Below are 22,682 nucleotides of genomic sequence, written 5' to 3'. Positions count from 1 at the left end.
CTCTTCTATTGAAATGATTCCGATCCAGTAGATCCAATGTCGACACGGAGGCAGCACCCCATGCCGCAACTGCTGATGCTCATCCGCCCGACGGCGACGGCGCTGGTCGGCCTGTTCGCCGGAGGCACCCTGTTCCTGCTGATCGCCCCGTCGCTGAGCCGGCTGCCGGCCACCGCGTACGTGCCGTACTGGCAGGCGCTCAACCGGGACTACGGCCGGGCCATGCCGCCCCTACTGCTCGGCGCGCTCGCCCTGCTCGTGACCGCGTCCGCGCTGTCGCACCGCCGGGGCGGGCTGGTGTTAGGGCTCACCGTCGCCGCCACGGTCCTGGTCACGGCGGTCGTCGTGCTCACCGTGACGCAGTTGGAGCCCCTGAACCGGCTCGCCGACACGTGGACCGCAGAACAGCCGCCGGCCGATTGGGCAGACCTCCGCCGCAGGTGGTGGAAGCTGCACACGGTACGCACTGTGCTCGCCCTGCTGGCCTTCGCCGCCCTCCTGGTCGCCTCGTCGGCGGACCAGGGCACCAGGGCTCCGGCGAGCACCGCCGGACCCCAGGCGGCCGCGCTCACCTGACCGGACCGACGTAGGCGTGCGCTTTAGAGTCGCGGAATGCGCGGCGTATTGCGAATCGGTGCCTGCCAGACGCCTGAGCTACTGGGCGACGTCGACGGGGCGCTCGCCTGCATGGTCGGCTTCGCCGCCGCGGACGCGGCACAGGACCTCGACCTGCTGCTGTTCCCCGAGGGGTTCCTGCAGGGCTATCTGGTGGAACCCGCACACCTGAACACCCACGCGCTGAGCCTCGGCTCGCCCGGGTTCACCGACGTGCTGCGACGGCTGCGCCCGGTGCGACAGACGCTGGTGTTCGGCCTGATCGAGAGCGACGGCGACGAGCTGTACAACTCGGCAGTCGTGGTCACCGGCGGTGAACTCGCCGGGGTCTACCGCAAGACGCATCTCACCGACGGTGAGCGGTACTTCGACAGCGGCGGGTCGTATCCGACCTTCGTCCGCAACGGGGTCCGTTTCGGCATCAACATCTGCCACGACACCCGGTTCCCCGAAGCCGCCGCCGCGGTCGCGGGGCAGGGCGCGCGGGTGCTGCTGGTGCCGGCGCAGAACATGATGCGGCGGCCGGCCGCGTTGCAATGGCGCGACCGGCACCACGAGATCAGGGCGGAACGCGCCAGGGAGACCCGGATGTGGCTGATCTCTGCCGATGTGACCGGAGAGCGCGACGAGCTGCGGATCGGCTACGGTCCGACCAGCGTGCTGGACCCCGCGGGCCAGGTCGTCGTGCAGGTCCCCCTAGGCACGACGGGCATGGTGACGGCGACCGTCAGCTGATCTGCTCGACGGCCGGGACGCGCCGAACCCTGCGGGCCAGTTCGCCGAGGCCGATCAGCAGCAGGCCGAGCAGGAAGAACAGGACCGAGAAGACCAGGGCGTTGACCGCGACCGCGCCGTAGCCCAGCGCCGCCACGTCGATGAAGGGGTACGGGTACCGGCCCGTGATCGCGCCGCGTACCAGCGCGAAGGCCAGGTAGGCCAGCGGGTAGGCCAGCCAGGCCCCGGCGTGCCACCAGCGCACCCGGTCGCGGTTGACCAGCAGCCAGTCGGCGGCCGCGAGCAGCGGCGTGACCGTGTGCAGCAGCAGGTTGTGCACGGTCTCGGCACCCGGGTCGGCGGTGAAGAACGGGCTGGCCGGGTTCGTCAGCACCAGGTGGTACACGGTGCCGGTGATCGTGATGTAGAGCGTCGCCGCCCCGCGCAGCCGCACGTCGCCCCGGCCGAACGCGGCGAGCCCGAACACGGCCGCGACGATCAGGTTGCTCTGCACCGTGAAGTACACCGCGATGCCCGCGTCGCCGCCGGTGTGCGCCAGCAGCAGCGCCACGCCCGCGAGGGCGCAACCGGCGGTGAGGGCGCGCAGCGCACGGGCGGTCGGCATGCGCGAGAACGTACCAATGGGCGGCCGCGGTGAACAGCCCTCGTTCACGAGCCTGTTGCGTTCGGACGGTCGGCGGTATTTCATGGCGTCCGGCGATCGAAAGATCGGCATGGTCATGCCTTGGAGGACGCGATGCTCGCACGGCTCGGTCGGATCGCGGCCCGGGGGCGGTACGCCGTGCTCGCGGTCTGGGCCGGGATCGCCCTGTGCGGGGCGGTCTTCGGCGGCACCGTGTACGACCGCACCCAGCCGCTGGACGACCTGCGCCCCGGCGCGCCCTCGACCGTCGCGCAGGCCCGCCTCGACGCGCTGACGCCGACCGGCGAGCAGGTGGTGGCGGTGCTGTCGGGGCGCAACTTCTTCGCCACCGACCTGGTCGACCAGGCCACCCGGGTCATGTTCGAGATCCGGGCCATCCCCGGCGTCGTCAAGGTCACCGACCCGTACACGGCCGGCTCGTCGCAGATCTCCACCGACAGCGAGAGCTCCCTGGTCGTGGTCGAGCTGTCGCCGGAGCTGAGCGACGACGAGGCGCTCGCCGCCGCCGACAAGGTGCGGGCCGCGCTGCACCGGATCGACGTGCCGGAGGTGCTGGTCGGCGGCAAGCTGCTCGCCGAGCGCGACTTCGGCGACCAGGCGATCGCGGACGCCGCGCTGGGCGAGTCGGTGGCGCTGGTGGTGCTGTGCGGGGCGCTGGTCGTCATGCTGGGCGGCCTGGCCTCGGGCAGCCTGCCGCTGGGCGCGGCCCTGGCCACGGTCGCCGCGACCCTGCTCGCGCTGACCGGGCTGGCCGGGGTGACCGGCGTCAGCGAGTACACGGTCAACGTGGTCACCCTGCTCGGCCTGGGCCTGGCCGTGGACTACAGCCTGCTGATCGTGGCCCGGTTCCGCGAGGAGCGGGCCGCCGACCCGCGCGCGCCGATCCCGGATCTGCTGGCCCGCACGGTGGCCACCGCCGGACGGGCCGTGCTGGTGTCGGGGCTCGCGGTCGGGGTCGCGCTGTCGGGCCTGTTCGTGTTCGCCGATCCGCTGCTGGCCGCGATGGCGCTGGGCGGCGCGCTGGTGGTGCTGCTGGCGACCGCGACCGGCCTGACGCTGGTGCCCGCGCTGATCGCGGTCGCGCACCGGCGCGTCCCCGCGCCGGGCACCCGGACCTGGGTGTGGCGGCGGCCCGCCCGGCGCGGCCCGGGGCTGCTGGCCCGCTCGGCGGCGTTCGCGCAGCGCCGGCCCGCCGCGGTCGCGCTCGCCGTGAGCGCGGCCCTGCTCACGCTGGGCGTGCCGCTGCTGCACCTGAACCTGGCCGACTCCGACGCCCGCTCGCTGCCCGCGAGCAGCGAGGCCCGGCAGGCGTACGAGGCGTACGAGCAGCACTTCGCCGCGAAGTATCCGCAGCCGGTGCCCGTGGTGATCGAGGCGGCGGCCACCGACCCGGCGGTGCGGTCGCTGCTGGCCCGGATCCGCGCGCTGCCCGGTGTGACCGATGTGGACCTGCGCGAGAACGTGCCGCCGCAGTCCGTCGTCGCCGAGGTGGAGCTGCCCGGCCCGGCCGCGGGCGAGCGCACCCAGCAGCTGGTACGCGACCTGCGCGCGCTGGACACGACGGTGCCGGTGCTGGTCGCCGGGCCCGCCGCGCAGCTCGTCGACGCGAAGGACGCCACCGGAGACCGGCTGCCCGTCGCGCTCGCCGTCGTCGTGGCCGCGACCGCGCTGCTGCTGTTCCTGCTCACCGGCTCGCTGGTGGTGCCGGTGAAGGCGCTGCTGATGAACCTGCTGACGATGGTCGCCACGCTCGGCGTGCTGGTCGCGGTGTTCCAGTGGGGCTGGGGGTCGGGCCTGCTCGGCTTCACGCCCTGGGGGGCGCTGGACCTGACGACGCCATTGTTGCTGTTCGTGTTCATCTTCGGGCTGTCCATGGACTACGAGGTGTTCCTGCTGGCCCGGATCAGGGAGGAGTGGGCCCGCCGCGGCGGCGGCTCCCGCGCCGCCAACGACCAGGCCGTGCTCGCCGGGATCACCGCCACCGGCCCCGTGGTCACCGCCGCCGCCGTGTCGATCGGCATCGTGTTCCTCGGGTTCGCGCTGGGCGAGCTGATCGCGGTCAAGGAGATCGGCGTCGGCATGGCCGTCGCGGTGCTGCTCGACGTGACGGTGGTCCGTGGACTGCTGCTGCCCGCCGTGATGTCCCTGCTCGGCCGTGCCAACTGGTGGCCCGCCCGAGGCACCGCCCTGCCGACCGGCACCGCCCCGCCGACCACTCCCGCAACCGCCCCGCCGACTCCTCCCCGCCCCCGCCGCGCACAGCCGGCGACGGCGGCCTCCGCCACCCGCCCACCCCGCTCCCCATAAACGATCCCGCCCCTCGCAGACCATCCCGCCCGCCGCGGAGGATCCCGCCTGTCATAGACGGTGGCCTATTACATCGACTGGCTGTAGATCGAATTCGATGTGATAGGCCGACGTCGATGCAAGTCGCCTCCGGCGCAGCGGGCTCGGCCACCGCGTTAAGGTGCCGTGTGCCGATCCCCCACCCTGACGCCGCGCTGCTACGCGCCCTGCTGGTCCAGCACGAGGACGCGTCCGGCACCTGGCCGGCTCTGCTGTGGCGAGCCGGCGACGGCTGGCAGATGATCTCCAGCGCCGTGCTCGGCGGCGGCACGGGCCCCCGCACGTGGGTGCTCAACGCCCAGGTCGGCCACGGGTACACCCGGCTCGACCCGGACCGGCACCTGACCGAGATCGCCCAGCGGCACGGCATGACCGGCCGAGGCGTCGGCCTGATGACGGCCGCCCGCGTCACCGAGGGTGCCTTCGCCACCGACGGCGGCGTCGAGGCGCTGGTCACGGCAGGGATCGGCGTGTGCGGCTGGGCCGCGGACCCCGCCACGCCCGCACGGGACACGGTGCCGACGCCGCCCGCACCCGCGGCCACCGTCCTCGCGCCGCCTGCACCCGCGGCCGCGGCGGACCGCGCCATGCCGGTCCCGGGGACCATCAACATCGTCGTCGCACTGCCGGTGGCACTCTCCCCCGCCGCGATGGTCAACGCGGTGGCCACCGCCACCGAGGCGAAGGTGCAGGCGCTGCTCGACGCCGGCTTCGACGCCTCGGGCACCCCCACCGACGCGGTGTGCGTGGCCGCCCGCGAGGCGGGCGAGGAGGTCCTGTTCTGCGGGCCGCGCTCGGAGTGGGGGTCGCGACTGGCACGAGCAGTGCATACGGCCACTTTGGAGGCCGCGCTGCGATACCGCGCCCGGCGACTTTCGTAGATACGGCAAGAACTTTTGCAGTATCGATCAGAAGATATGGACATCGCGATCGAAAGCGTCTAATGTCTCGATCCACCCTCCGATGTTTCTGGTGTGTTAATCGTCGGCGTCGATGACCACCCGGGCACGGCCACCTCTCTCCTCCCCCAGGAGCAACGATGGGCAGACGACTGCTACGCCGAATCCGCGGTCCCGTGCTGGTGTCCCTGGCGCTCGCCCTCGCGGGCGGGGTGTGGGCCGCGCCCGCCGCCGCGATCCCCACCCAGGAACCCGGCGTCACCCTGCGCGTGTTCGACCTCCAGGTGCCGCTCAACGAGATCTGCGTGCTCAAGACCGGGCAGACGCCCAACGTCGACAAGCTGATGCCGACGATCAACTGGACCACCGCCGCCGACTTCGGGTTCGAGGACCTGTTCCTCGCCCAGGTGATCGGCAACGTCAACATCACCACCGCCGGCTCGTACACCTTCCGGCTCACCAGCGACGACGGCTCCGAGCTGATGATCGACGGCGCGATGGTGGTCAACCACGACGGCCTGCACGGCGCGACCGCGATGGAGGGCACGGTCAACCTGACCACCGGCTACCACGCGCTGCGCATCGACTACTTCGAGCGCACCGGCGGCCAGCAGCTCACCCTGGAGTGGCGTACGCCGGGCTCGTCGACGTTCACGCTGGTGCCGAACTCGGCGCTGAGCACCGACGCGGGCGTGGTGCGGGTGACCGCCCCGGGCCGCAAGGAGTGCGAGGGCGTCGCCGACTCCCCTGGCGACGGCCTGCCGCTGACCGGGGTGCACCCCGGGTACACGCTGACCAACCTGCGGCCGGGCACGTTCCAGCCGAAGGTGACCGGCATGGACTGGCTGCCCGACGGGCGGCTGGTCATCTGCACCTGGGGCGGCACCGACCAGTCGGGCACGTCGCAGGCCGGTGAGGTCTTCGTGCTGGCCAACACCGGCGGGGCGACCAGCCCCGGCAACGTGACGACGAAGAAGATCGCCGGCAATCTCAAGGAGCCGATGGGCCTCAAAGTGGTCGACGGCGTCGTCTACGTCACCGAGAAGCAGCGGCTGACGCAGCTGCTCGACACCAACGGCGACGACGTCGCCGACCAGTACAACACCGTCGCGACCTGGCCGTTCGGCGGAAACTTCCACGAGTTCGCCTTCGGCCTGCTGTACGCCGACGGATTCTTCTACCTGAACCTGTCGGTGTCGATCAACTATGGCGGCGCGACCACCGTGCCGCAGCCCGCGAGCAACCGCGGCACCACGATCAAGGTGAACAAGGCGACCGGTGCGGTGTCCTACATCGCCGGTGGCCTGCGTACCCCGCACGGCATCGGGTGGGGGCCGGAGAACGGCGTCTTCGTCACCGACAACCAGGGCGGCTGGCTGCCCTCGTCGAAGCTGCTGCACATCAAGCAGGGCCGCTTCTTCAACCACTACACCACCCCGGCGGGCCCGTTCGACACCGCGCCGGTGACCCCGCCGGTGCTGTGGATGCCGCAGAACGAGATCGCCAACTCGCCGAGCACCCCGATCCTGCTGCCCAGCGGTGCCTACGCCGGCCAGTTCGTGATCGGCGACGTGACCTACGGCGGCCTGCAGCGGGCCTTCGTGGAGAAGGTCAACGGGGAGTACCAGGGCGCGCTGTTCCGGATGACGCAGGGCCTGGAGGCGGGTGTCTCCGAGGTCAACATCGGGCCGGACGGGGCGATCTACCTCGGCGGGCTCGGCGCGGGCGGCAACTGGGGCCAGTCCGGCAAGCTGACCTACGGCCTGCAGAAGCTGACCCCGAACAGCACGTCGGTGTTCGACATCCTGGCCGTGCGGGCCACCGGGGCCGGGTTCGAGATCGAGTACACCCAGCCCCTGTCGGCGGCGACGGCGGCGAGCCTGGCCTCGGCGTACAAGCTCAAGCAGTGGCGCTACCAGGCCACGGCCGACTACGGCGGCCCGAAGCTCGACGAGCAGACGCTGACCGTCACCTCGGCCACCCTGTCCGCGGACGGCAAGAAGGTGACCCTGGCGGTCGACGGCCGGCTGGCCGGACGCGTGGTGCACATCCGCTCGCCGCGCCCGTTCACCTCAAGCAGCGGCGCGTCGCTGTGGAGCACCGAGGCGTGGTACACCCTCAACGCCATCCCCGGCCAGACCCCGCCCCCCTCGGACGGGATCTACCAGGCCGAGTCGGCGGCCCGCAGCGGCGGCGCGACCGTCGCCACGGACCACACCGGCTACACCGGCACCGGCTTCGTCGCCGGGTACGGCACCCTCGGCGCGACCACGACGTTCACCGTGACGGCGGGCACGGCCGGGACCTACCAGGCGGGCCTGCGCTTCAGCAACGGCCCGAACCCGTTCGTCGGCCCGAAGACGGTCAGCCTGTACGTCAACGGCGTCAAGCAGCGCCAGGTGACCATGGGCAACACCGGCAACTGGGACACCTGGTCGACGATCACCGAGAGCGTCGTGCTGAACGCGGGGGCCAACACCGTCGCGGTCAAGTACGACAGCGGCGACACCGGGCACGTCAACCTGGACGCGCTGACGCTGACCGGCGGGGCCGGGCCCATCGTCGGCATCGGCGGCAAGTGCGTCGACGTCGACAACGCGGGCACCGCCAACGGCACGAAGATCCAGCTGTACACCTGCAACGGCACGGCCGCGCAGCGCTGGAGCCGGGTCGGCAGCACCTACCAGGCGCTGGGCAAGTGCCTGGACGTCGACAACGCGGGCACCGCCAACGGCACCAAGGTGCAGCTGTGGAACTGCAACGGCACCGGCTCGCAGGTCTGGCAGCCGCAGCCGGACGGCACGATCCTCAACCCACAGTCGGGCAAGGTGCTCGACGCCCTGTCGGGCAGCTCCGCCGACGGCACCCAGCTGCACATCTGGCAGGCCGCCGGGGTGCTCAGCCAGCGCTGGGCGGCGGCCGGCAGCGGCCAGCGCATCCAGCTGTTCGACGGCGATGACGTGGCTTCGTGGCAGAACTCCAGCGGCGGCGCGGCGACGTGGCCGTTCTCCGGCGGCTCGCTGGAGTCGCTGGGCGGCGACATCCGCTCCCGGCAGGCGTTCGGCGACTTCAAGCTGCACGTCGAGTGGTACGAGCCGCTCTACCCGGCCAACGTCACCGGGCAGCAGCGCGGCAACAGCGGCATCTACCTGCAGGACCGCTACGAGCTGCAGGTGCTGGACTCGTACGGCGACACTGCCCTGGACAACACCGAGGCGGGCTCGATCTACACCAAGGCGGCCGCCAGCGTGAACGCCGCAGGCGCGCCGGAGACCTGGCAGTCGTACGACATCGTGTTCCGGGCGGCCCGTTTCGACGGCTCCGGGAACAAGACGTCCGACGCCCGGGTCACGGTCGTGTGGAACGGCTTCGTGGTGCACAACGACATCACGATCAACGGGCCGACCGGCGCGGGCGCACCGGAGGGCGCGTCCGGCGGGCCGCTCCGGCTGCAGGACCACGGGGACGCGGGCGCGAACCCGCGGTTCCGCAACATCTGGCTCGAACCGCTGTAGCCACCACTCGCAAATAGGACGAAAGCTGCGCCCCTGCTGCTACAACAGCAGGGGCGCAGCCCTGTGACCAGGCAGGAAATCTAATCTCGACTAATCCTACCGGCCTTGTATAGAATAAGCGCCGTCGCCATCTCCAGCCCCGAAAGGCGTACGCCATGAGTGACCTCACCCCACCGCAGACCGCCACCGACTCCAACGCCGTCGCCCGCGCCCTGCGCGCCGCCCTCAACGAGGACTGGCTGGCCACCGCCGTCGGCCTGCTCCTGGTCGCGCTCGTGCTGACCGGCGTCATCCCGACGGGCCTGGTGCCCTGATGGTCGCCACCGAACAGGACCTCGCCGCGCCGCCCGCCGAGCGGCCCGCCCGCACCTGGCCGTGGCTCGTCCTCGGCGTGCTCGTCGTGCTCGTCCTCGGTTCGGTGGCCCGCTACCTGGAGGACACCGTCCCGGCCGCGGCCAAAGGCACCGGCCTGGAGAAGTTCGCCGCCGCCGTCGAGTACCCGATCTACGCGATCGCGCTCGGCCTCATCGGCAACGTCATCGTCTATTACGCGGGACTGCGCGAGCGCATCGCCGACGCGGTGCGCACCGAGTTCTTCATCAAGACCGGCCTGGTGCTGCTCGGCGCGTCGATCAACCTCAGCCTCATCGCCAAGGCGGCCGGCCCCGCGATCGGCCAGGCCGTCCTGCTGATCAGCAGCGTCTTCCTGATCACCTGGTATCTCGGCGGCCTGCTCGGCCTCGACGAGAAGCTGCGCGCCCTGCTGTCGGCCGCCGTGTCCATCTGCGGCGTCAGCGCCGCGATCGCCGCCGCCGGAGCCGTGCGGGCCAAACGCGAGCAGCTCGCGTACGCGGCCAGCCTGGTCATCATCTTCGCGCTGCCCTCGATCTTCCTGCTGCCGTGGCTCGCCGACGTGCTCGGGCTCAGCCCCGCCGTCGCCGGAGCCTGGATCGGCGGCAACATCGACACGACCGCCGCGGTCACCGCCGCCGGAGCGATCGCGGGCGAGCAGACCCTGCAGATCGCCACCATCGTCAAGGCCACCCAGAACGCGCTGATCGGCATCGTCGCGGTCGCGCTGACGGCCTGGTTCGCGTTCAAGGTCGAGAAGGACGCCGACGCGCGGCGCCCCGGGCTGCGCCAGCTGTGGGACCGCTTCCCCAAGTTCGTGCTCGGCTTCATCGCCGCCTCCGCGATCGGCACCTGGTACGCCGGCACGGTCAGCGCCGCCGAGGCCAAGGCCCACATCGGCGTCATCAACGACCTGCGCACCTGGTTCCTGATCCTCGCCTTCGTCAGCATCGGCCTGCAGCTGCGGGTCAGCGCCCTGCGCGAGGCGGGCTGGCGGCCGGTCGCCGTGTTCGGCGGCGCGACCCTGGCCAACCTCGCCATCGGCCTCGGCCTGGCCTCGATCCTGTTCGCGGGCTTCACCGCCTGACGGACCCCGACTCCGCGCGCCGGCCGCTGGGCCACAGGACCGGCGCGCGGCCCATGTCCCGGCCCGGCGACCGGCGCGCGGCCGCTGTCCTGAACCCGGCACCCGCGCCGGGCCTGTCCGCGAAGCTCAGGGCGGCGCGCGGACCTATCGTTCGAGCATGGACACGCCTGGACTGATCGACGCCTTCAACGGCGCGTGGAACGACCACGATCTCGAAGCCGCGCTCGACCTGTGCACGGCCGACGTGGTGTTCGAGAGCACGAACCCCGCCCCGGACGGCCGCCGCCACGAGGGCCGCGACGAGGTACGCGAAGCCTGGCGGCCGGTGTTCGAGCAGCTCGAGGGCCGGTTCGACGTCGAGGAGCTGACCATCGCGGACGACCTGGTGGTGCAGCGGTGGCGGTACGACTGGGGCACCGGCCACGTGCGCGGCGTCGACGTCATCCGGGTCCGCGACGGCCGGATCGCGGAGAAGCTCTCCTACGTCAAGGGCTGAACCGGGCCGCCCGCGGGAACGGCGCTCCCCCGCGGACGGCCCGAAACCTGCTCAGCCGAGTGGTGCGTCGACCTCCGCCGGGTTCATGGTGGCGGGCGGCGTACGCGGCTCCGGGTCCACGGCCCGCAGCAGCTTCGTCGGCTGCGGCACGGGCTCACGCAGCGGGGGCGGCGGCAGCGCCACCGGCGACTCCGGAGCTGCCTGACCCGCGACGGCTGAAGCCGCACCCGGGACGGTTCCGTCCGATGCCGACGGGCCTGCCGAAGGCGTCACCGACGGCGTCGTGGACGGGGTCAGGGGCGGCGGTGCCAGGCCCGCCTGGGCCGTCGCAGTCGCACCGGGCTGCGCCGTGGTGCTGGGTTGTGCCGTGGTGCTGGACTTCGGCTGCTGCGTGGCGCTGGGTTGGGCCGTCGCGCTGGGCTTGGGCTGCGGCGTCATGCTGGGCTGCGTCGCGCCTGTCGCCGGCGGACCGGCGCTCAGGCTCGCCGAAGGCGTGACACCTGGCGAGGCCACCGGGGCGACCACCGGCTGCGCCGTAGCGGGCGCACTCGGCGAGACCGATGTCGACGGGCTCGGCGACGCCGAGGCAGATGCGGCGGCCGAAGGCGGCGGCGCGGGGAGGGCCGAGGCCGGTGGCACGGACGGGCTCGTGGACACCGACGGGCTCGGCTTCGCGGACGCGGAGGGCGACGAGCCGGGCTTCGCGGAGGGCGACGGGCTCGGTTTCGGCGACGGGCTCGGGGCCAGGTCGGCGTCGTCGTCGGAGCAGCCGCCGCAGCTGTAGTACAGGATGTCCCAGTGGTTGCCCTCGTCGGTGTAGACGTTCCCGGACGGGGCCTTGTACTGGTAACCCCAGCCTCGGATGTAGCCGACGTAGCGGAAGTACCGCTTGATGTAGCGGCCGACGCAGTCGTACTTGCTGATGTCGATCTTCCAGCCGTTCCAGTGCGTGTACGTGCCGGAGCCGTGGCCGGTCTCGGTGCCGCCGGTGACCCGCAGGTCGCACTTGCTGGCCTTGCGCAGGGTGAGCAGGCCGTCGACGGTGCTCCGGCGGATGCGCTCGAACGACGTGCAGTTCGGGTTGTCGCGATCGGAGCACTTCCCGCTGGACCAGATCGAGATCCCGGCGTCGCGGAAGATGTCGACGGTGGTGCGGTGGCTGAGATAGGCGGCGGCCTGCGCGCCGGCGCCGGGCCAGCCGAGGACGAGGACGGTGGCCGTGGTCAGCAACAAGAGACCACGTCGCACGGTGCGGCGCATGGGTTCTCCACTGCTAGGGGAAGGTCGGGCTGCCCTGACGCTACCGACAAACAGCGTAAACCGGACAAGAATTCGCAAAATTGCCGAAATGCCCCATTACCCGGCCGGCGCGCGCCTCACCCGCCGAGCACCCGGCGCACCGAAGCCGCAGCGGCCTCGTGCACACCCCGGTCGAGCTGCGGGGCACCGGCCCGCACCTGGCCCGCGCCGCCGACCAGCGGGCCGCCCGGATGGCTCGGGGCCAGGTTGAAGTGCAGGTGCGGCACCCGGTCGCCGAAGACGTACACGTAGACCTTGTCGGCCCCCGTCGCCTCGCGCACCGCCGCGGTGGCCCGGGCCAGCACCGGCCCGAGGGTCGCCGCCTCCGGCCCGGCCAGGTCGGTGATGTACGGGATGTGCCGGCGCGGCTCCAGGTGCGCGAACCCCGCGACCGCACCCCGGAGCACCACCGACAGCCGCCAGTGCTCGTCCTCCCACACCCGGCGGCGCTCGAAGAACCCGTCCGCCTCGGCGGGCCGGCACAGCAGGCACTCCTCGGCCGGCGGCCCTGCGCTGTCGTCGTGGGTCACGCGGCCCAGTATGCGGCGGTCGCGCATCCGATCACCCGATGTCGCGGCCGGACGGGTCACGGGGCAGGAGGCAAGGTCGTCCACAAGCCGGCGCGGGAGGTGAGCAGGGTGAGGGCGTCGGGGGCCAGGCCCGCGTGGTCGTCGGCGGTCAGGTTGTACACGCCGGTGACGCCGACGCAGCAGGCGCGTTCGAGCTGGTCGCGGGCGGCCATCTTGTCGCGGTGGCCGAGGAACGCCTGGTGCAGCAGGGTCACCGCGTCGGCGGCGTACCCGGCGGACGGGGCGGGGGCGGTGCCCAGCTCGGCGGCGAAACGCCGCACGCCCGACCAGTGCGGCAGCGTCTCCGGCGCTTCGGCGGCCGCCGGCAGCCACGGGCTGACAGCCCGCACGCCCGCCGCCGCCTCACCCGCGAGCTGGTGGAACATCGCCGACGCGGCGTCCGGTGTGGACAGCACGGGGCCGGTCCAGCCCCCGGTCTTGGCGGCCGCAGCCGCCGCGGCGGCCAGGGACGCGGGCAGGTCCAGCAGCAGCGCTTCGGGAGTCGCCGCCAGCAGGGCCTTCACCTTGTCCGCGAGGCCCGTGCCGTCGAGCGGCACCGGTTCGGTGGACACGATGCGCGCGCCCTGCCCGGCGGCCTCGGCGGCGAGCGCCTCCCGCAGCGCCGGGGTGTCGCGCGCGTCGAGGCGGAGCACCCCGGCGGCGCGCTGGCCGCCCGCCGTCATCGCGGCGAGCAGCGCCCGGTGCACCTGCGCGTCGGTGGGCGCGCTGCGGAAGGCGTACGGCGACCCCGGGGCCGGGCCGGTGGCCGGGAGCACGAGCGGGGTGCAGGCGGCCTGCGCGGTGCCGGTGACGGCGTCGTCGAGCCAGCCGGCGGGCGGTCCGACGATGGCGTGCACGCCCCGGTCGAGCAGCCGGGACACGGCTTCCCGGGCGGTCGCCGGGGTGTCGCCGACGTCCTGGAGCAGCAGTTCCAGCTGCGGGGCGGGGTGTGCGCCGCCGTGCCCGGCCGCGCCGTTCAGCCCGTCGGCCCGCCGCTGCGCGCCGAGCAGGTGCTGGCGGCCGTGCTCGACGAGGCCGCCGGTCCGCGCGGCCAGCACGCCGACGCGCAGCGGGGGTTCGGCGGCGGCCGAGCGGTGTGCGGGCAGCAGTGGCGCGGCGGCCAGTCCCAGCCCGGCGGCGAGCACGGTTCTGCGGGTCAGCTGACGGGACATGGCATACCTCCGCGCACCGGGTCGTTGCCGCTCATGATCGGACCCGGCGCGCGACCAGTACATCCGATTTGTCCACATCGCGACACCCCGTCACACCCGTGGCGCGGCGGCCCGCCCGTCCGTGGTTACCTGTACGGGTGATCAAAGCGGTGGTGTTCGACTGCGACGGCGTGCTGGTGGACTCCGAGATCATCAACAACACGGTGTTCGCGGAGCTGGTCACCCGGGCCGGCCTGCCCACGACGCCGGCGCAGAGCATCGAGCGCTACATGGGCCGGGCCACCGTCGAGTGCGTCGCCGAGGTCGAGCTCGAACTCGGCCGCCCGATCGGCTTCGACCTGCCCGCCGCGTACGAGCGCGAGGTGCTGGCGCGCCAGCGCGACGAGCTGACCGCCGTCGACGGCGTACGCGAGCTGCTGGACCTGCTGCGTGCCGCGGCGGTGCCGGTGTGCGTGGCGTCCAGCGGCACGCCGCACGAGATCGCGTTCCGGCTGCGGGTCACCGGGCTGGCCGGCTACTTCGGCGAGCACCTCTACAGCGCGTCGATGGTCGCCCGGGGCAAGCCCGAGCCCGACCTGTTCCTGCTGGCCGCCGACCGGATCGGGGTCGACCCGGCGGACTGCGTGCTGATCGAGGACAGCCCGTTCGGGGTGCGCGGCGGCCGGGCGGCGGGCATGACCGTCATCGGGTATGCCGCGCTGGCGTCCGCGGACACGCTGCGCGCCGCCGGGGCCGAGCACGTGGTCACCGCGATGGCGCAGGTCCCGCCGCTGCTCGGCCTCGGCTGAGGCGTCACAGCTGCTTCAGCCGGCCCACCACGTGCTCGCCGAGGCCGTCGAGGAAGGCCACCGGCTCGGCCGTGTACGGCATCACGTGCACCTGGGTGACGCCCAGCTTCGCGTACGGCTCCAGCGACGCGGCGAACTCCGCCCCGCCGGCCGCGTCCGGGGTCACCGGGGCCGACCAGGCGATGGTCTTGCGGATGCGGTCGTAGTCGGTGCCCTCGCGCTCGCAGTGCCGCTGGAGCACGTCGAGCTTCGCCGCGATCTCCTCCGGCGCGCTGCCCGGCCCGGCGAACAGGTTGCAGGCGTCGGCGTACCTGGCGACCAGGCGCAGCGTCTTCTTCTCGCCCCCGCCGCCGATCATGATGGGCGGGTGCGGGGCGGACAGCGCCTGCGGCGAGTTGACCGTCTCCGCCAGCTGATAGTGCCGGCCCTCGAACGGGCCGTCGTCGTCGCTCCACATCTGGCGCACGATGCGCAGCGCCTCCTCCAGCCGCTCGAAGCGCTCGGCCACCGGCGGGAAGGGCACCCCGTAGGCGGCGTGCTCGCGGTCGTACCAGGCCGCGCCGATGCCGAGCACGGCCCGGCCGCCGGACAGCACGTCCAGCGTGGTCACGATCTTCGCGAGCAGCCCGGGGTGCCGGTACGTCACGCCGGTGACCAGCAGCTGCAGCTTGACCGTGCGGGTGTTCGCGGCCAGGAAGCCCAGCGTGGTGTACCCCTCCAGCATGGGCATCAGCGGACCGCCCAGGTCCATGCCCTCCATCTGCAGGTAGTGGTCCATCACCGACAGGTTGGCCACCCCGGCGTCCTCGGCCGCCCGGCCCGCCGCGGCCAGCGTCGGGCCGATCGCCGCCGTGCCGCCCGGGAACGTGAAGCTGACGAGGTGCACTCCGAGATCCATGGTGATTCTCCTGCCGTCGGCCGCCCGGCCCGCCACACCGCGGCACCCGGCGAACATGCACGAAAGCACCATCCTATGTCCGCTCCGGCCGCGTCGCGGCCCCACGCCAAGATCACCCATGGCCGGTACGGCGTGCCCGGTGGCACAATCGCCCGGTGCATCTAGACGACGTGTGGCTGCGCTACCGCCGCGGCGGCCCGTGGGTCCTGCGCGACGTCACGGCCCGGGTGGAGCCCGGCGGCATCGTGGTGGTGCTGGGCCGCAACGGTGCCGGCAAGTCCACATTGCTCCAGCTCATCGCCGGGGTGCTGCGCCCGGCGAAGGGCCGGGTGACCGGCCGCCCCGCCGTGGTGGGCTGGGTCCCGGAGCGCTTCCCCGCCGAGCAGCCGAGCACCGTCGACGGCTACCTGCGGGCCATGGCCGCGGTGCGCGGGCTCGGCCCCGCCGCGGCCGGGCGGGCCGTCGACGAGTGGGTCCAGCGGCTCGGGCTCGGCGAGTTCCGCGACGTCAAGCTGCCCGAGCTGTCCAAGGGCACCGCGCAGAAGGTCGGCCTGGCGCAGGCCCTGCTCGCCCCGCCCGACCTGCTGATCCTCGACGAACCGTGGGAGGGTCTGGACGCCGCGACCCGCGACCTGGTCCCCGAGATCGTGCTGGAGGTCGCCGCGCGCGGCGGCTCGGTGCTGGTCAGCGACCACCGCGGGGAGACGGTGCGGCTGCCCGGCGCGGGCACGTGGACCGTCGCCGACGGCACGCTGAGCACCGCCGCCGCCGACACCGGACCGCGCTGCGTCGTGGAGGTGGCGGTCAGCGCCGCCGACCTGGCCGGCGCCGTCGCGCGCCTGCGCGAGCAGGGCCACCACGTGCTGCGGGTACGCGAGGAGGTCGGCTCGTGATCGCGCTGACCCGGATGCGGCTGCACGGCTTCGTCCGCACCGGCCGGGCCGTCGCGCCCCTGATCGCCGCGCTCGCCGCGCTGTCGATCCTCTACGGCGGCGGGCAGGCCGAGGCCGGTGAGGCGTACGGCGTCTCCGCGCTGGTCGCCTTCCCCGTGCTGGCCTGGCAGACGAAGATCCTGCTGGACGTCGAGCCGGACGTGCAGCGCCGGCTGGCCCGGGTGGCCCTCGGCTCCGCCGCCCGCGAGACCGCCGCCGGGCTGCTGGCCGCCGCCGTGGCCGGGCTCGGCACCATCGCCGTCGCGCTCGCCGCGCCCTGGGTGTTCCAGGCCGTCAAGGCCGACGCGAACGTGCCCGTCGGAGTCGCCGTCCTCATCGGACTCGGCGTGCACCTGCTGGCACTGGGCCCGGCCGTGGCGCTGGGCGCGCTGGCGAGCCGGGCGGTCGTCCGTACCGCCGGAATGGGCGTCGCGGTCCTGGTCACCGGCTCCGTCCTGGCCGTCGTGCTGGGCCTGCAGGGCTCCCCCGCCCCCTGGCTGGTGCCCCCGCTGATGGCCGCCGCCCGCTACACCGCCTCCGGCGGCCCCACCCTCACCGCCCTCACCCTCACCACCCACGCCTTCCTCTGGACCACCGCCACCACCTACGCCTACACCCGCCTCCGCCGAACCCGCCCCTGACCTTTGGCAGGATGGGATGGGTGGAACGCTTCCGATCGTGGGACGGGACCGAGCTGGCCTACCGGGTGAGTGGGGGCGGGCCGCCGCTGGTGTGTGTGCCGGGCGGGCCGGGGCAGGCGGTGCGGTATCTCGGGGAGCTGGGCGGGTTGTCGGCCACGCGGACGCTGATCCTGCTCGACAACCGGGGCACCGGCGATTCGGCGGTGCCCGCCGATCCGGACACCTACCGCGTCGACCGCATCGCCGACGACGTCGAGGCGCTGCGGGCGCACCTCGGGCTGGACACCATGGACCTGTTCGGCCACTCCGCCAGCGGGGGCGTGTGCTTCCTGTACGCCGACAGGCACCCGCACCGCCTGCGCCGCCTGGTCGTCGTCGACCCGTCGCTGCGGGTGCTGGGCCTGCCGTCCGATCTGGACGTGGCGCACGTGCTGGCCGAGCGCTCGCACGAGCCGTGGATCGACGAGGCCGCCGCCGCGCTGACCGCCGAGGCCGCCGACGACGAGGAGCTGGAACGGCTGCGATGGCTGTCCGCCCCGCTGCTGTACGGGCAGTGGAACGACGCCGCGAAGGCGCAGGCCGCCGCCGAGCCGGCCGAGTTCGCCAAGCCCGCGACCGACGGCTTCTACGCCGGCTACGAGCCCGATCCGGCGCTGGTGGACCGGCTGACCGGGCTGGCCGCGCCGATGCTGCTGGTGGTCGGCGAGCACGACATCTGGCCGACCAGGCACGCCGTACGGGCGCTCGCCGGGCGGCTCAGCTCGGCACGGCTGACGGTGCAGCCGGGGTCGGGTCACTTTCCGTGGGTGGACGCTCCGGCGACGTTCGCGGCGGCGGTGGAGACGTTCCTGAGCGAGGCCGCAGCAGCAGCATGAGGCCGCCGGCCAGCAGCCCCCAGAAGGCCGCCCCGACCCCGAGCAGCGCCACCCCGGACGCGGTCACCACGAAGGTGACGACGGCCGCCTCCCGGCCCTCGGCCTCGGCCATGGCCGAGGTGACCGCCGCGCCGAGCGCGCCGAGCAGGGCCAGGCCCGCCACCGCCTCGATCAGCAGCGGCGGCGAGCTGAGCACGAACGCCGTCGCCGCGCTCGCGCCCAGCCCGAGCGTGATCATGCCGGTGCCCGCGGTCACCGACGCGATCCAGCGCCGCCGCGGGTCCGGGTGCGCGTCAGGGCCCGCGGCCAGTGCGGCGGTGATGGCGGCCAGGTTCACCGCGTGCGAGCCGAACGGCGCGGCCACCGCCGTGGCGGCCCCGGTGCCGAGCAGGATGCCGCGCAGCGGCGGGGTGTAGCCGTACCCCTGCAGCACGGCCATGCCGGGCACGTTCTGCGAGGCCATGGTGACCAGGAACAGCGGCACGGCCAGGCTCACCAGCGCCTGCCAGGTGAACACCGGCGCGGTGAGCACGACCTCCGGCGCGGCGGCGGCCCCGCGCAGCGCGCCCGGCGAGTCCAGCACGATCACGGCCGCGGCCGTGGCGAGCGCGGCGGGCACCGCCCAGGCCCGGGCGAAGCGGTTGAGCACCAGCCACACCAGCACGATCGGCGCGGCGAGCAGCGGCACGTCGACCAGCGCGCGCACCGGGGCGATGCACAGGTCGAGCAGTACGCCCGCCAGCATGGCCGCCGCGATCGGCCGCGGGATCGCCGCGATCGCCCGGCCCAGCGCCGGGAACAGCCCTGCCGCGACGATCAGCGCGCCGGTGACCAGGAACGCGCCCACGGCTGCGGCGAATCCGCCGTCGACCGCGCCGGTGGCGACCAGCAGCGCCGCGCCCGGGGTGGACCAGGCGATGCTGATCGGGATGCGGTGGCGCAAGCCCAGCACGATCGCCGTCGCACCGGCCGCCACGCATACCGCCAGCAGGCCCGACGCGGCCTGGCCCGAGTCCGCGCCGACCGCTCGCAGCCCGGCCAGCACCACGGCGAACGTGCTCGCGAACCCGACCACCGCCGTGACCACCCCGGCCAGCACCGGCTGCAGCACTCCCCTGCCCACGCCCACCCGCCTCCGTCCCGTGCCCCGCCCACCCCACCCGCCTTTCGATCGACGTTGGCCTATCACATCGAATGAATCGCGATCATCTTCGATGAGATAGGCCAACGTCTACGTCAGGCGGGGTCGGGTGAGCGCGGTGCCCTCGTTGCCGTTCCGCAAACGGAACGGTCGCTCGTGGTGCACGATAGCCCCATGAGCGCGCGTCCGGCAACCGTCCCCGGCAGCCAGCCCCCGGCCCTGGAGCCCGGCGCCGAGAGCGTCGGCCCGCGGCTGCGGCGGCTGCGCGAGGCGGCCGGCATCTCGCTGTCCGAGCTGGCCCGGCGGGCGAACGTGGGCAAGGCCACGCTGTCGGGGCTGGAGAACGGCACCCGCAACCCGACCCTGGACACGCTGTGGTCGGTGACCGCCGCGCTCGGGGTGCCGATCACCGCGCTGCTCGCCGGCGGGCAGACCGGCGTGGTGCGCGGCACCGCCGTAGAGGCCACGCTGCTGCAGGTGTTCGACGACGAGGCGGTCACCTACGAGCTGTACCGGATGGTGGTGCCGCCCGGCGCGGTCCAGTCCTCGCCCGCCCACCACGCCGGGGTGACCGAGCACATCACCGTCTTCAGCGGCGTGCTGCGCGCCGGCCCCGCCGACGACCCGCGCACCGCCCACCCCGGCGAGCACCTGTCCTGGCAGTCCGACGTGCCCCACGTGTACGAGGCCGTCGGCGACCAGCCCGTGCACGCCAGCCTGCTGATCCGCTACCCGCGCCGCTGACCGTCAGGGTTTGCGGGCGGTGAGCAGGAAGCGCTGGGAGTGGGCGACGAACGGGCCCTCGGCACGGATCCGCGCGTCCATGGCCACCAGCCGGTCGTGGTATTTCACCACGTCGAAGCCGGGCACGGTCCAGATCACCTTGCGCAGGAACACGATCACCGCGGCGACGTCGAAGAACTCGGTGCGCAGCGCCTGCGGCCGCAGCTCCGTCACGGTGAGCCCGGCGGATTCCGCCCCGGCGGCCGAGGTCTGCGGCAGCCGGCCCGTGCCCGGGTCGACGGGGCCGAGGAAGAACTCGCTCAGCTCCCGCATCGAGCCCGCGCCGATCTGCTGGGACAGGTAGTCGCCGCCGGGGGTGAGCACCCGGGCCGTCTCGGCCCAGTTGGTGACCGTCGGATGCCGGCTGGCCACCAGGTCGAACGACGCGTCCGGGAACGGCAGCGCCGCCCCGTCGGGGGCCTCGGCCACGGTCACGCCCAGCGGGGTGAGGGTGCGACGGGCCAGCGCGAGGTTCGGCGGCCAGGACTCGGTCGCGGCGGCGGTGGCCGGTCGGCGCGCGGCCCGGGCCAGCACTTCGGCGTACACCTCGCCGCCGCCGGTCTGCACGTCCAGCACCGCGGTCGCGGTCGCGGCGCGTTCGGCGAGCAGCCGCGCGTAGCCCCAGGACGGGCGCTGTTCGGTGGCCCGTCCGGCGAACCAGCCGAAGTCCCACCCGTCGACCGGTGCCTCCGCACCCTCCACCAGCAACTCTTCGAACGATCTCACCAGGCCAGTCCATCGCAGGGCTTCCGCCCGAGCAACGGGTTTACGACAGCTCGGCACCTTTGCGCTCCGTAGCGCGTTATGCGGGATGACGGCAGGAGAAGATTGATGTCAAGGCCGCAGCCACGACCCAGATCCTCTAGCGACGCCCGGCGCACGTCCCACGGCACGACTTACGTCGGCCGGACGGCGATCCAGAGCCGCGCCCTGACCATGGTCACCGAGGGGCGCCAGCGCTGGAACGAGCACCACATGCAGGTGCAGGGCATCTGCGACCGGTGCGGGCACACCTACCCGTGCGAGGACGCGCTGCAGGCGGCCTGGCAGATCGTCTACTGGGAGCCGTACCTGCCGGCCCCGGGCCTGGTCCGGCCGTACGTGGACTGAACAACCCTCCCTAGCCATCCTAGGCTGAAACCTAGTATGCTTAGGTTCATGGCACGGGCAGGGCTTTCGGCGCAGCGGGTGACGCTGGCGGCGGCCGACCTGGCGGACACCGCCGGGCTCGACGGCGTCACCATCTCCGCGGTGGCCCGCGGGTTCGGGGTCAAGGATGCGAGCCTCTACTCCCACGTCCGCAACCTGCAGGACCTGCGGCACCGCATCGCCCTGCTGGCCGCCGGCGAGCTCGTCGACCGCATCGGCGCGGCCGTGGCAGGACGCTCCGGCCGCGACGCGCTGCTCGCGTTCGCCGACGCCTACCGGGCCTACGCCCTCACCCACCCCGGGCGGTACGCCGCCACCCAGCTCCCCCTGCCGCCCGAACTCGTCACCGCCGACCCGGTGGCGTTCCGGCGCACCTACGAGCTGACCTACGGCATGCTGCGCGGGTACGGTCTGTCCGAACCCGATCTCACCGACGCGGTGCGCCTGCTGCGCAGCACGTTCCACGGGTTCGTGAGCCTGGAGGCGACCGGCGGCTTCGGCCACCCGCGCGACGTGGAACTGTCGTGGCGGCGGTCCGTCGAGGCGCTGCACGTGCTGCTCGAACACTGGCCGGCCGCGACGCCCGGCGACACCCCCCGAGAGGACACCCCCGCACCATGAACCGGCACCACCTCCAGCAGCGTGTGCAGCAGCGCGTCGACGAGCTCGTCGACTCCGGGCAGGAGACCGGCGTGCAGGTCGCCGCGTACCTGCACGGCGCGCCGATCGTCGACGCCGTCGCCGGGCTGGCCGACCCCGCGACGGGGCGGGCGGTCACCCCGGGCACGCCGTTCTTCAGCTTCTCCACCGGCAAGGCGCTCACCTCGACCGTCGTGCACGTGCTGGCCGAGCAGGGGCGGCTCGACTACGACCTGCGGCTGGCCGAGGTGTGGCCGGAGTTCGCCCGCAACGGCAAGTCGGGCGTGACGCTGCGGCACGTGCTCACGCACACCGCCGGGCTGCCCGCGCTGCCGCCCGACGTGACCGCCGCCGATCTGGCCGACTGGGGCCGCATGTGCGCGATCCTGGCCGACACGGCCCCGGAGTGGGAACCGGGCACGGCGCACGGCTACCACGTGTGGACGTACGGCTGGCTGGTCGGCGAGACGGTCCGGCGGGTCACCGGCCGCACCCTGTCGCAGGTGCTCGCCACCGACGTGGCCGCGCCGCTGGGCGTGCCCGGCGAGCTGCTGCTCCGCGTACCCGATGAAGATCTTGACCGGCTCGCCGTGCTCGACGAGCGGAGCTGGTCGGACGCGCTCAAGCAGCTCAGCGCGCAGCTGCCGAACTTCGACCGGGCGGTGCCGCACGGCGCGCGGCCCGACGCCGACCTGGGCAACGACCGCTCCTTCCTGCGGGCGGAGGTGCCCGCCGTCGGCACCATCACCGCCCGCGCGGCGGCCCGCATGTTTGCGGCGCTGCTCGGCGAGGTGGACGGGGTCCGGCTGATCTCCCCGGCGCGGCTGCGCGAGGCGACCAGGCCGGTCACCCGGGGTCCGGAGTGGACATTCGGCATGCCGGTGCGGTGGACGCTCGGGTACGCCGTCGACGGTCCGATGATCGAGGTGGGCGGGATCGGCGGCAGCCTGGCCGGGGCCCTGCCCGAGCTGGGGCTGACCATCGCGGCGACGAAGAACTCGCTGGCCGTCGGCGACGGCGACCCGATGGAGCAGCTCCGCGAAATGATCATCTCGGCGGTCCGGGAAGGGGCGCCGACGACCCTGCCGTCCCGGATCCGCCGCGAGTGA

23 protein-coding genes are annotated in these 22,682 nt (G+C 73.3%); 16 read left to right on the top strand and 7 right to left on the bottom strand.

All coding sequences use genetic code 11. The features are described 5' to 3' along the window. Positions 1-60: 60 nt before the first annotated feature. Positions 61-576: an anthrone oxygenase family protein gene (locus tag Cco03nite_RS30240; protein WP_203696269.1), complete on the top strand. Its 516-nt coding sequence runs from the start codon at positions 61-63 to the stop codon at positions 574-576. 36 nt (positions 577-612) lie between these two features. Next, positions 613-1,350 (top strand): carbon-nitrogen hydrolase family protein, encoded by a 738-nt coding sequence (locus tag Cco03nite_RS30235; protein ID WP_203696267.1) that lies wholly within the window; start codon positions 613-615, stop codon positions 1,348-1,350. Here Cco03nite_RS30235 and Cco03nite_RS30230 read toward each other — a convergent pair. Continuing rightward, a complete protein-coding gene (locus Cco03nite_RS30230) occupies positions 1,343-1,954 on the bottom strand; it encodes a Pr6Pr family membrane protein (protein ID WP_203696265.1) in 612 nt (203 codons plus the stop codon). The two genes, Cco03nite_RS30235 and Cco03nite_RS30230, sit on opposite strands and share 8 nt — an antisense overlap. A gap of 132 nt (positions 1,955-2,086) precedes the next feature. Here Cco03nite_RS30230 and Cco03nite_RS30225 point away from each other — a divergent pair, with 132 nt between their 5' ends. The 6 genes from Cco03nite_RS30225 (at position 2,087) to Cco03nite_RS30200 (ending at position 10,687) form a co-directional block, all read left to right on the top strand. After that, positions 2,087-4,300 carry an MMPL family transporter gene (locus tag Cco03nite_RS30225; RefSeq protein WP_203696263.1) on the top strand — a complete coding sequence of 738 codons (2,214 nt, stop codon included), beginning with the start codon at positions 2,087-2,089 and terminating at the stop codon, positions 4,298-4,300. 167 nt (positions 4,301-4,467) lie between these two features. Further along, positions 4,468-5,220, top strand: a complete 753-nt coding sequence (locus Cco03nite_RS30220; RefSeq protein WP_203696261.1) for an adenosylcobinamide amidohydrolase — start codon at positions 4,468-4,470, stop codon at positions 5,218-5,220. 158 nt (positions 5,221-5,378) lie between these two features. Next, entirely contained in the window at positions 5,379-8,753 is a 3,375-nt protein-coding gene (locus Cco03nite_RS30215; protein ID WP_203696259.1) for a 3-keto-alpha-glucoside-1,2-lyase-like domain-containing protein, read from the top strand. Between the two features lie 155 nt (positions 8,754-8,908). Further along, on the top strand, positions 8,909-9,067 hold the full coding sequence (locus Cco03nite_RS30210; protein WP_203696257.1) for a hypothetical protein: 159 nt from the start codon (positions 8,909-8,911) through the stop codon (positions 9,065-9,067). Further along, the gene (locus Cco03nite_RS30205; protein ID WP_203696256.1) at positions 9,067-10,191 is read left to right on the top strand and encodes a YeiH family protein; all 1,125 of its coding nucleotides are present in this window, start codon (positions 9,067-9,069) and stop codon (positions 10,189-10,191) included. The genes Cco03nite_RS30210 and Cco03nite_RS30205 overlap by 1 nt, the downstream gene beginning before the upstream one ends. Positions 10,192-10,348: 157 nt before the next feature. Continuing rightward, the gene (locus tag Cco03nite_RS30200; protein ID WP_203696255.1) at positions 10,349-10,687 is read left to right on the top strand and encodes a nuclear transport factor 2 family protein; all 339 of its coding nucleotides are present in this window, start codon (positions 10,349-10,351) and stop codon (positions 10,685-10,687) included. Positions 10,688-10,738: 51 nt separating this feature from the next. On the opposite strand, the gene Cco03nite_RS30195 is transcribed toward Cco03nite_RS30200, so the two are convergent. The 3 genes from Cco03nite_RS30195 to Cco03nite_RS30185 all read right to left on the bottom strand — a co-directional run bounded on the left by Cco03nite_RS30195 (position 10,739) and on the right by Cco03nite_RS30185 (position 13,727). Then, positions 10,739-11,947: a hypothetical protein gene (locus Cco03nite_RS30195; protein ID WP_203696254.1), complete on the bottom strand. Its 1,209-nt coding sequence runs from the start codon at positions 11,945-11,947 to the stop codon at positions 10,739-10,741. A 116-nt stretch (positions 11,948-12,063) separates the two neighbouring features. After that, entirely contained in the window at positions 12,064-12,516 is a 453-nt protein-coding gene (locus Cco03nite_RS30190) for an HIT family protein (protein WP_203696252.1), read from the bottom strand. Between the two features lie 56 nt (positions 12,517-12,572). After that, positions 12,573-13,727 (bottom strand): ABC transporter substrate-binding protein, encoded by a 1,155-nt coding sequence (locus Cco03nite_RS30185; protein WP_203696250.1) that lies wholly within the window; start codon positions 13,725-13,727, stop codon positions 12,573-12,575. A 137-nt stretch (positions 13,728-13,864) separates the two neighbouring features. Between Cco03nite_RS30185 and Cco03nite_RS30180 the strand changes: the two genes are divergently transcribed. Next, positions 13,865-14,515: an HAD family hydrolase gene (locus tag Cco03nite_RS30180; RefSeq protein ID WP_239167782.1), complete on the top strand. Its 651-nt coding sequence runs from the start codon at positions 13,865-13,867 to the stop codon at positions 14,513-14,515. A gap of 4 nt (positions 14,516-14,519) precedes the next feature. On the opposite strand, the gene Cco03nite_RS30175 is transcribed toward Cco03nite_RS30180, so the two are convergent. Next, positions 14,520-15,413: an LLM class F420-dependent oxidoreductase gene (locus tag Cco03nite_RS30175; RefSeq protein WP_203696246.1), complete on the bottom strand. Its 894-nt coding sequence runs from the start codon at positions 15,411-15,413 to the stop codon at positions 14,520-14,522. Positions 15,414-15,568: 155 nt separating this feature from the next. On the opposite strand from Cco03nite_RS30175, the gene Cco03nite_RS30170 reads away from it, so the two are divergent. From Cco03nite_RS30170 to Cco03nite_RS30160, 3 genes are all read left to right on the top strand, one after another. Then, positions 15,569-16,306, top strand: coding sequence for an ATP-binding cassette domain-containing protein (locus Cco03nite_RS30170; RefSeq protein ID WP_203696245.1), 738 nt, complete (start codon positions 15,569-15,571; stop codon positions 16,304-16,306). After that, positions 16,303-16,986 carry a hypothetical protein gene (locus tag Cco03nite_RS30165; RefSeq protein WP_239167781.1) on the top strand — a complete coding sequence of 228 codons (684 nt, stop codon included), beginning with the start codon at positions 16,303-16,305 and terminating at the stop codon, positions 16,984-16,986. Before Cco03nite_RS30170 ends, Cco03nite_RS30165 begins: the two co-directional genes overlap by 4 nt. A 119-nt stretch (positions 16,987-17,105) precedes the next feature. Further along, positions 17,106-17,861, top strand: a complete 756-nt coding sequence (locus Cco03nite_RS30160) for an alpha/beta fold hydrolase (RefSeq protein ID WP_308440669.1) — start codon at positions 17,106-17,108, stop codon at positions 17,859-17,861. Here Cco03nite_RS30160 and Cco03nite_RS30155 read toward each other — a convergent pair. Continuing rightward, the gene (locus Cco03nite_RS30155; RefSeq protein WP_203696235.1) at positions 17,743-18,984 is read right to left on the bottom strand and encodes a benzoate/H(+) symporter BenE family transporter; all 1,242 of its coding nucleotides are present in this window, start codon (positions 18,982-18,984) and stop codon (positions 17,743-17,745) included. The genes Cco03nite_RS30160 and Cco03nite_RS30155 overlap by 119 nt on opposite strands. Before the next feature lie 192 nt (positions 18,985-19,176). On the opposite strand from Cco03nite_RS30155, the gene Cco03nite_RS30150 reads away from it, so the two are divergent. Beyond that, on the top strand, positions 19,177-19,746 hold the full coding sequence (locus Cco03nite_RS30150) for a helix-turn-helix domain-containing protein (RefSeq protein WP_203696227.1): 570 nt from the start codon (positions 19,177-19,179) through the stop codon (positions 19,744-19,746). 3 nt (positions 19,747-19,749) lie between these two features. Here the strand turns inward: Cco03nite_RS30150 and Cco03nite_RS30145 are convergent, their stop codons facing one another. Further along, the gene (locus Cco03nite_RS30145) at positions 19,750-20,511 is read right to left on the bottom strand and encodes a methyltransferase domain-containing protein (protein WP_203696225.1); all 762 of its coding nucleotides are present in this window, start codon (positions 20,509-20,511) and stop codon (positions 19,750-19,752) included. A 210-nt stretch (positions 20,512-20,721) separates the two neighbouring features. On the opposite strand from Cco03nite_RS30145, the gene Cco03nite_RS30140 reads away from it, so the two are divergent. From Cco03nite_RS30140 to Cco03nite_RS30130, 3 genes are read left to right on the top strand one after another with little or no spacing between them, the layout of a single operon-like run. Next, the gene (locus Cco03nite_RS30140; RefSeq protein WP_203696223.1) at positions 20,722-20,895 is read left to right on the top strand and encodes a hypothetical protein; all 174 of its coding nucleotides are present in this window, start codon (positions 20,722-20,724) and stop codon (positions 20,893-20,895) included. Positions 20,896-20,943: 48 nt separating this feature from the next. Further along, positions 20,944-21,555 carry a TetR-like C-terminal domain-containing protein gene (locus Cco03nite_RS30135; RefSeq protein WP_203696221.1) on the top strand — a complete coding sequence of 204 codons (612 nt, stop codon included), beginning with the start codon at positions 20,944-20,946 and terminating at the stop codon, positions 21,553-21,555. Further along, complete coding sequence (locus Cco03nite_RS30130; protein WP_203696219.1) at positions 21,552-22,682, top strand: serine hydrolase domain-containing protein; 1,131 nt, start codon at positions 21,552-21,554, stop codon at positions 22,680-22,682. The genes Cco03nite_RS30135 and Cco03nite_RS30130 overlap by 4 nt, the downstream gene beginning before the upstream one ends.

Source organism: Catellatospora coxensis (assembly GCF_016862635.1).
GTDB classification, from domain to species: domain Bacteria; phylum Actinomycetota; class Actinomycetes; order Mycobacteriales; family Micromonosporaceae; genus Catellatospora; species Catellatospora coxensis.
This window is presented reverse-complemented; position numbering and strand designations above follow the sequence as displayed.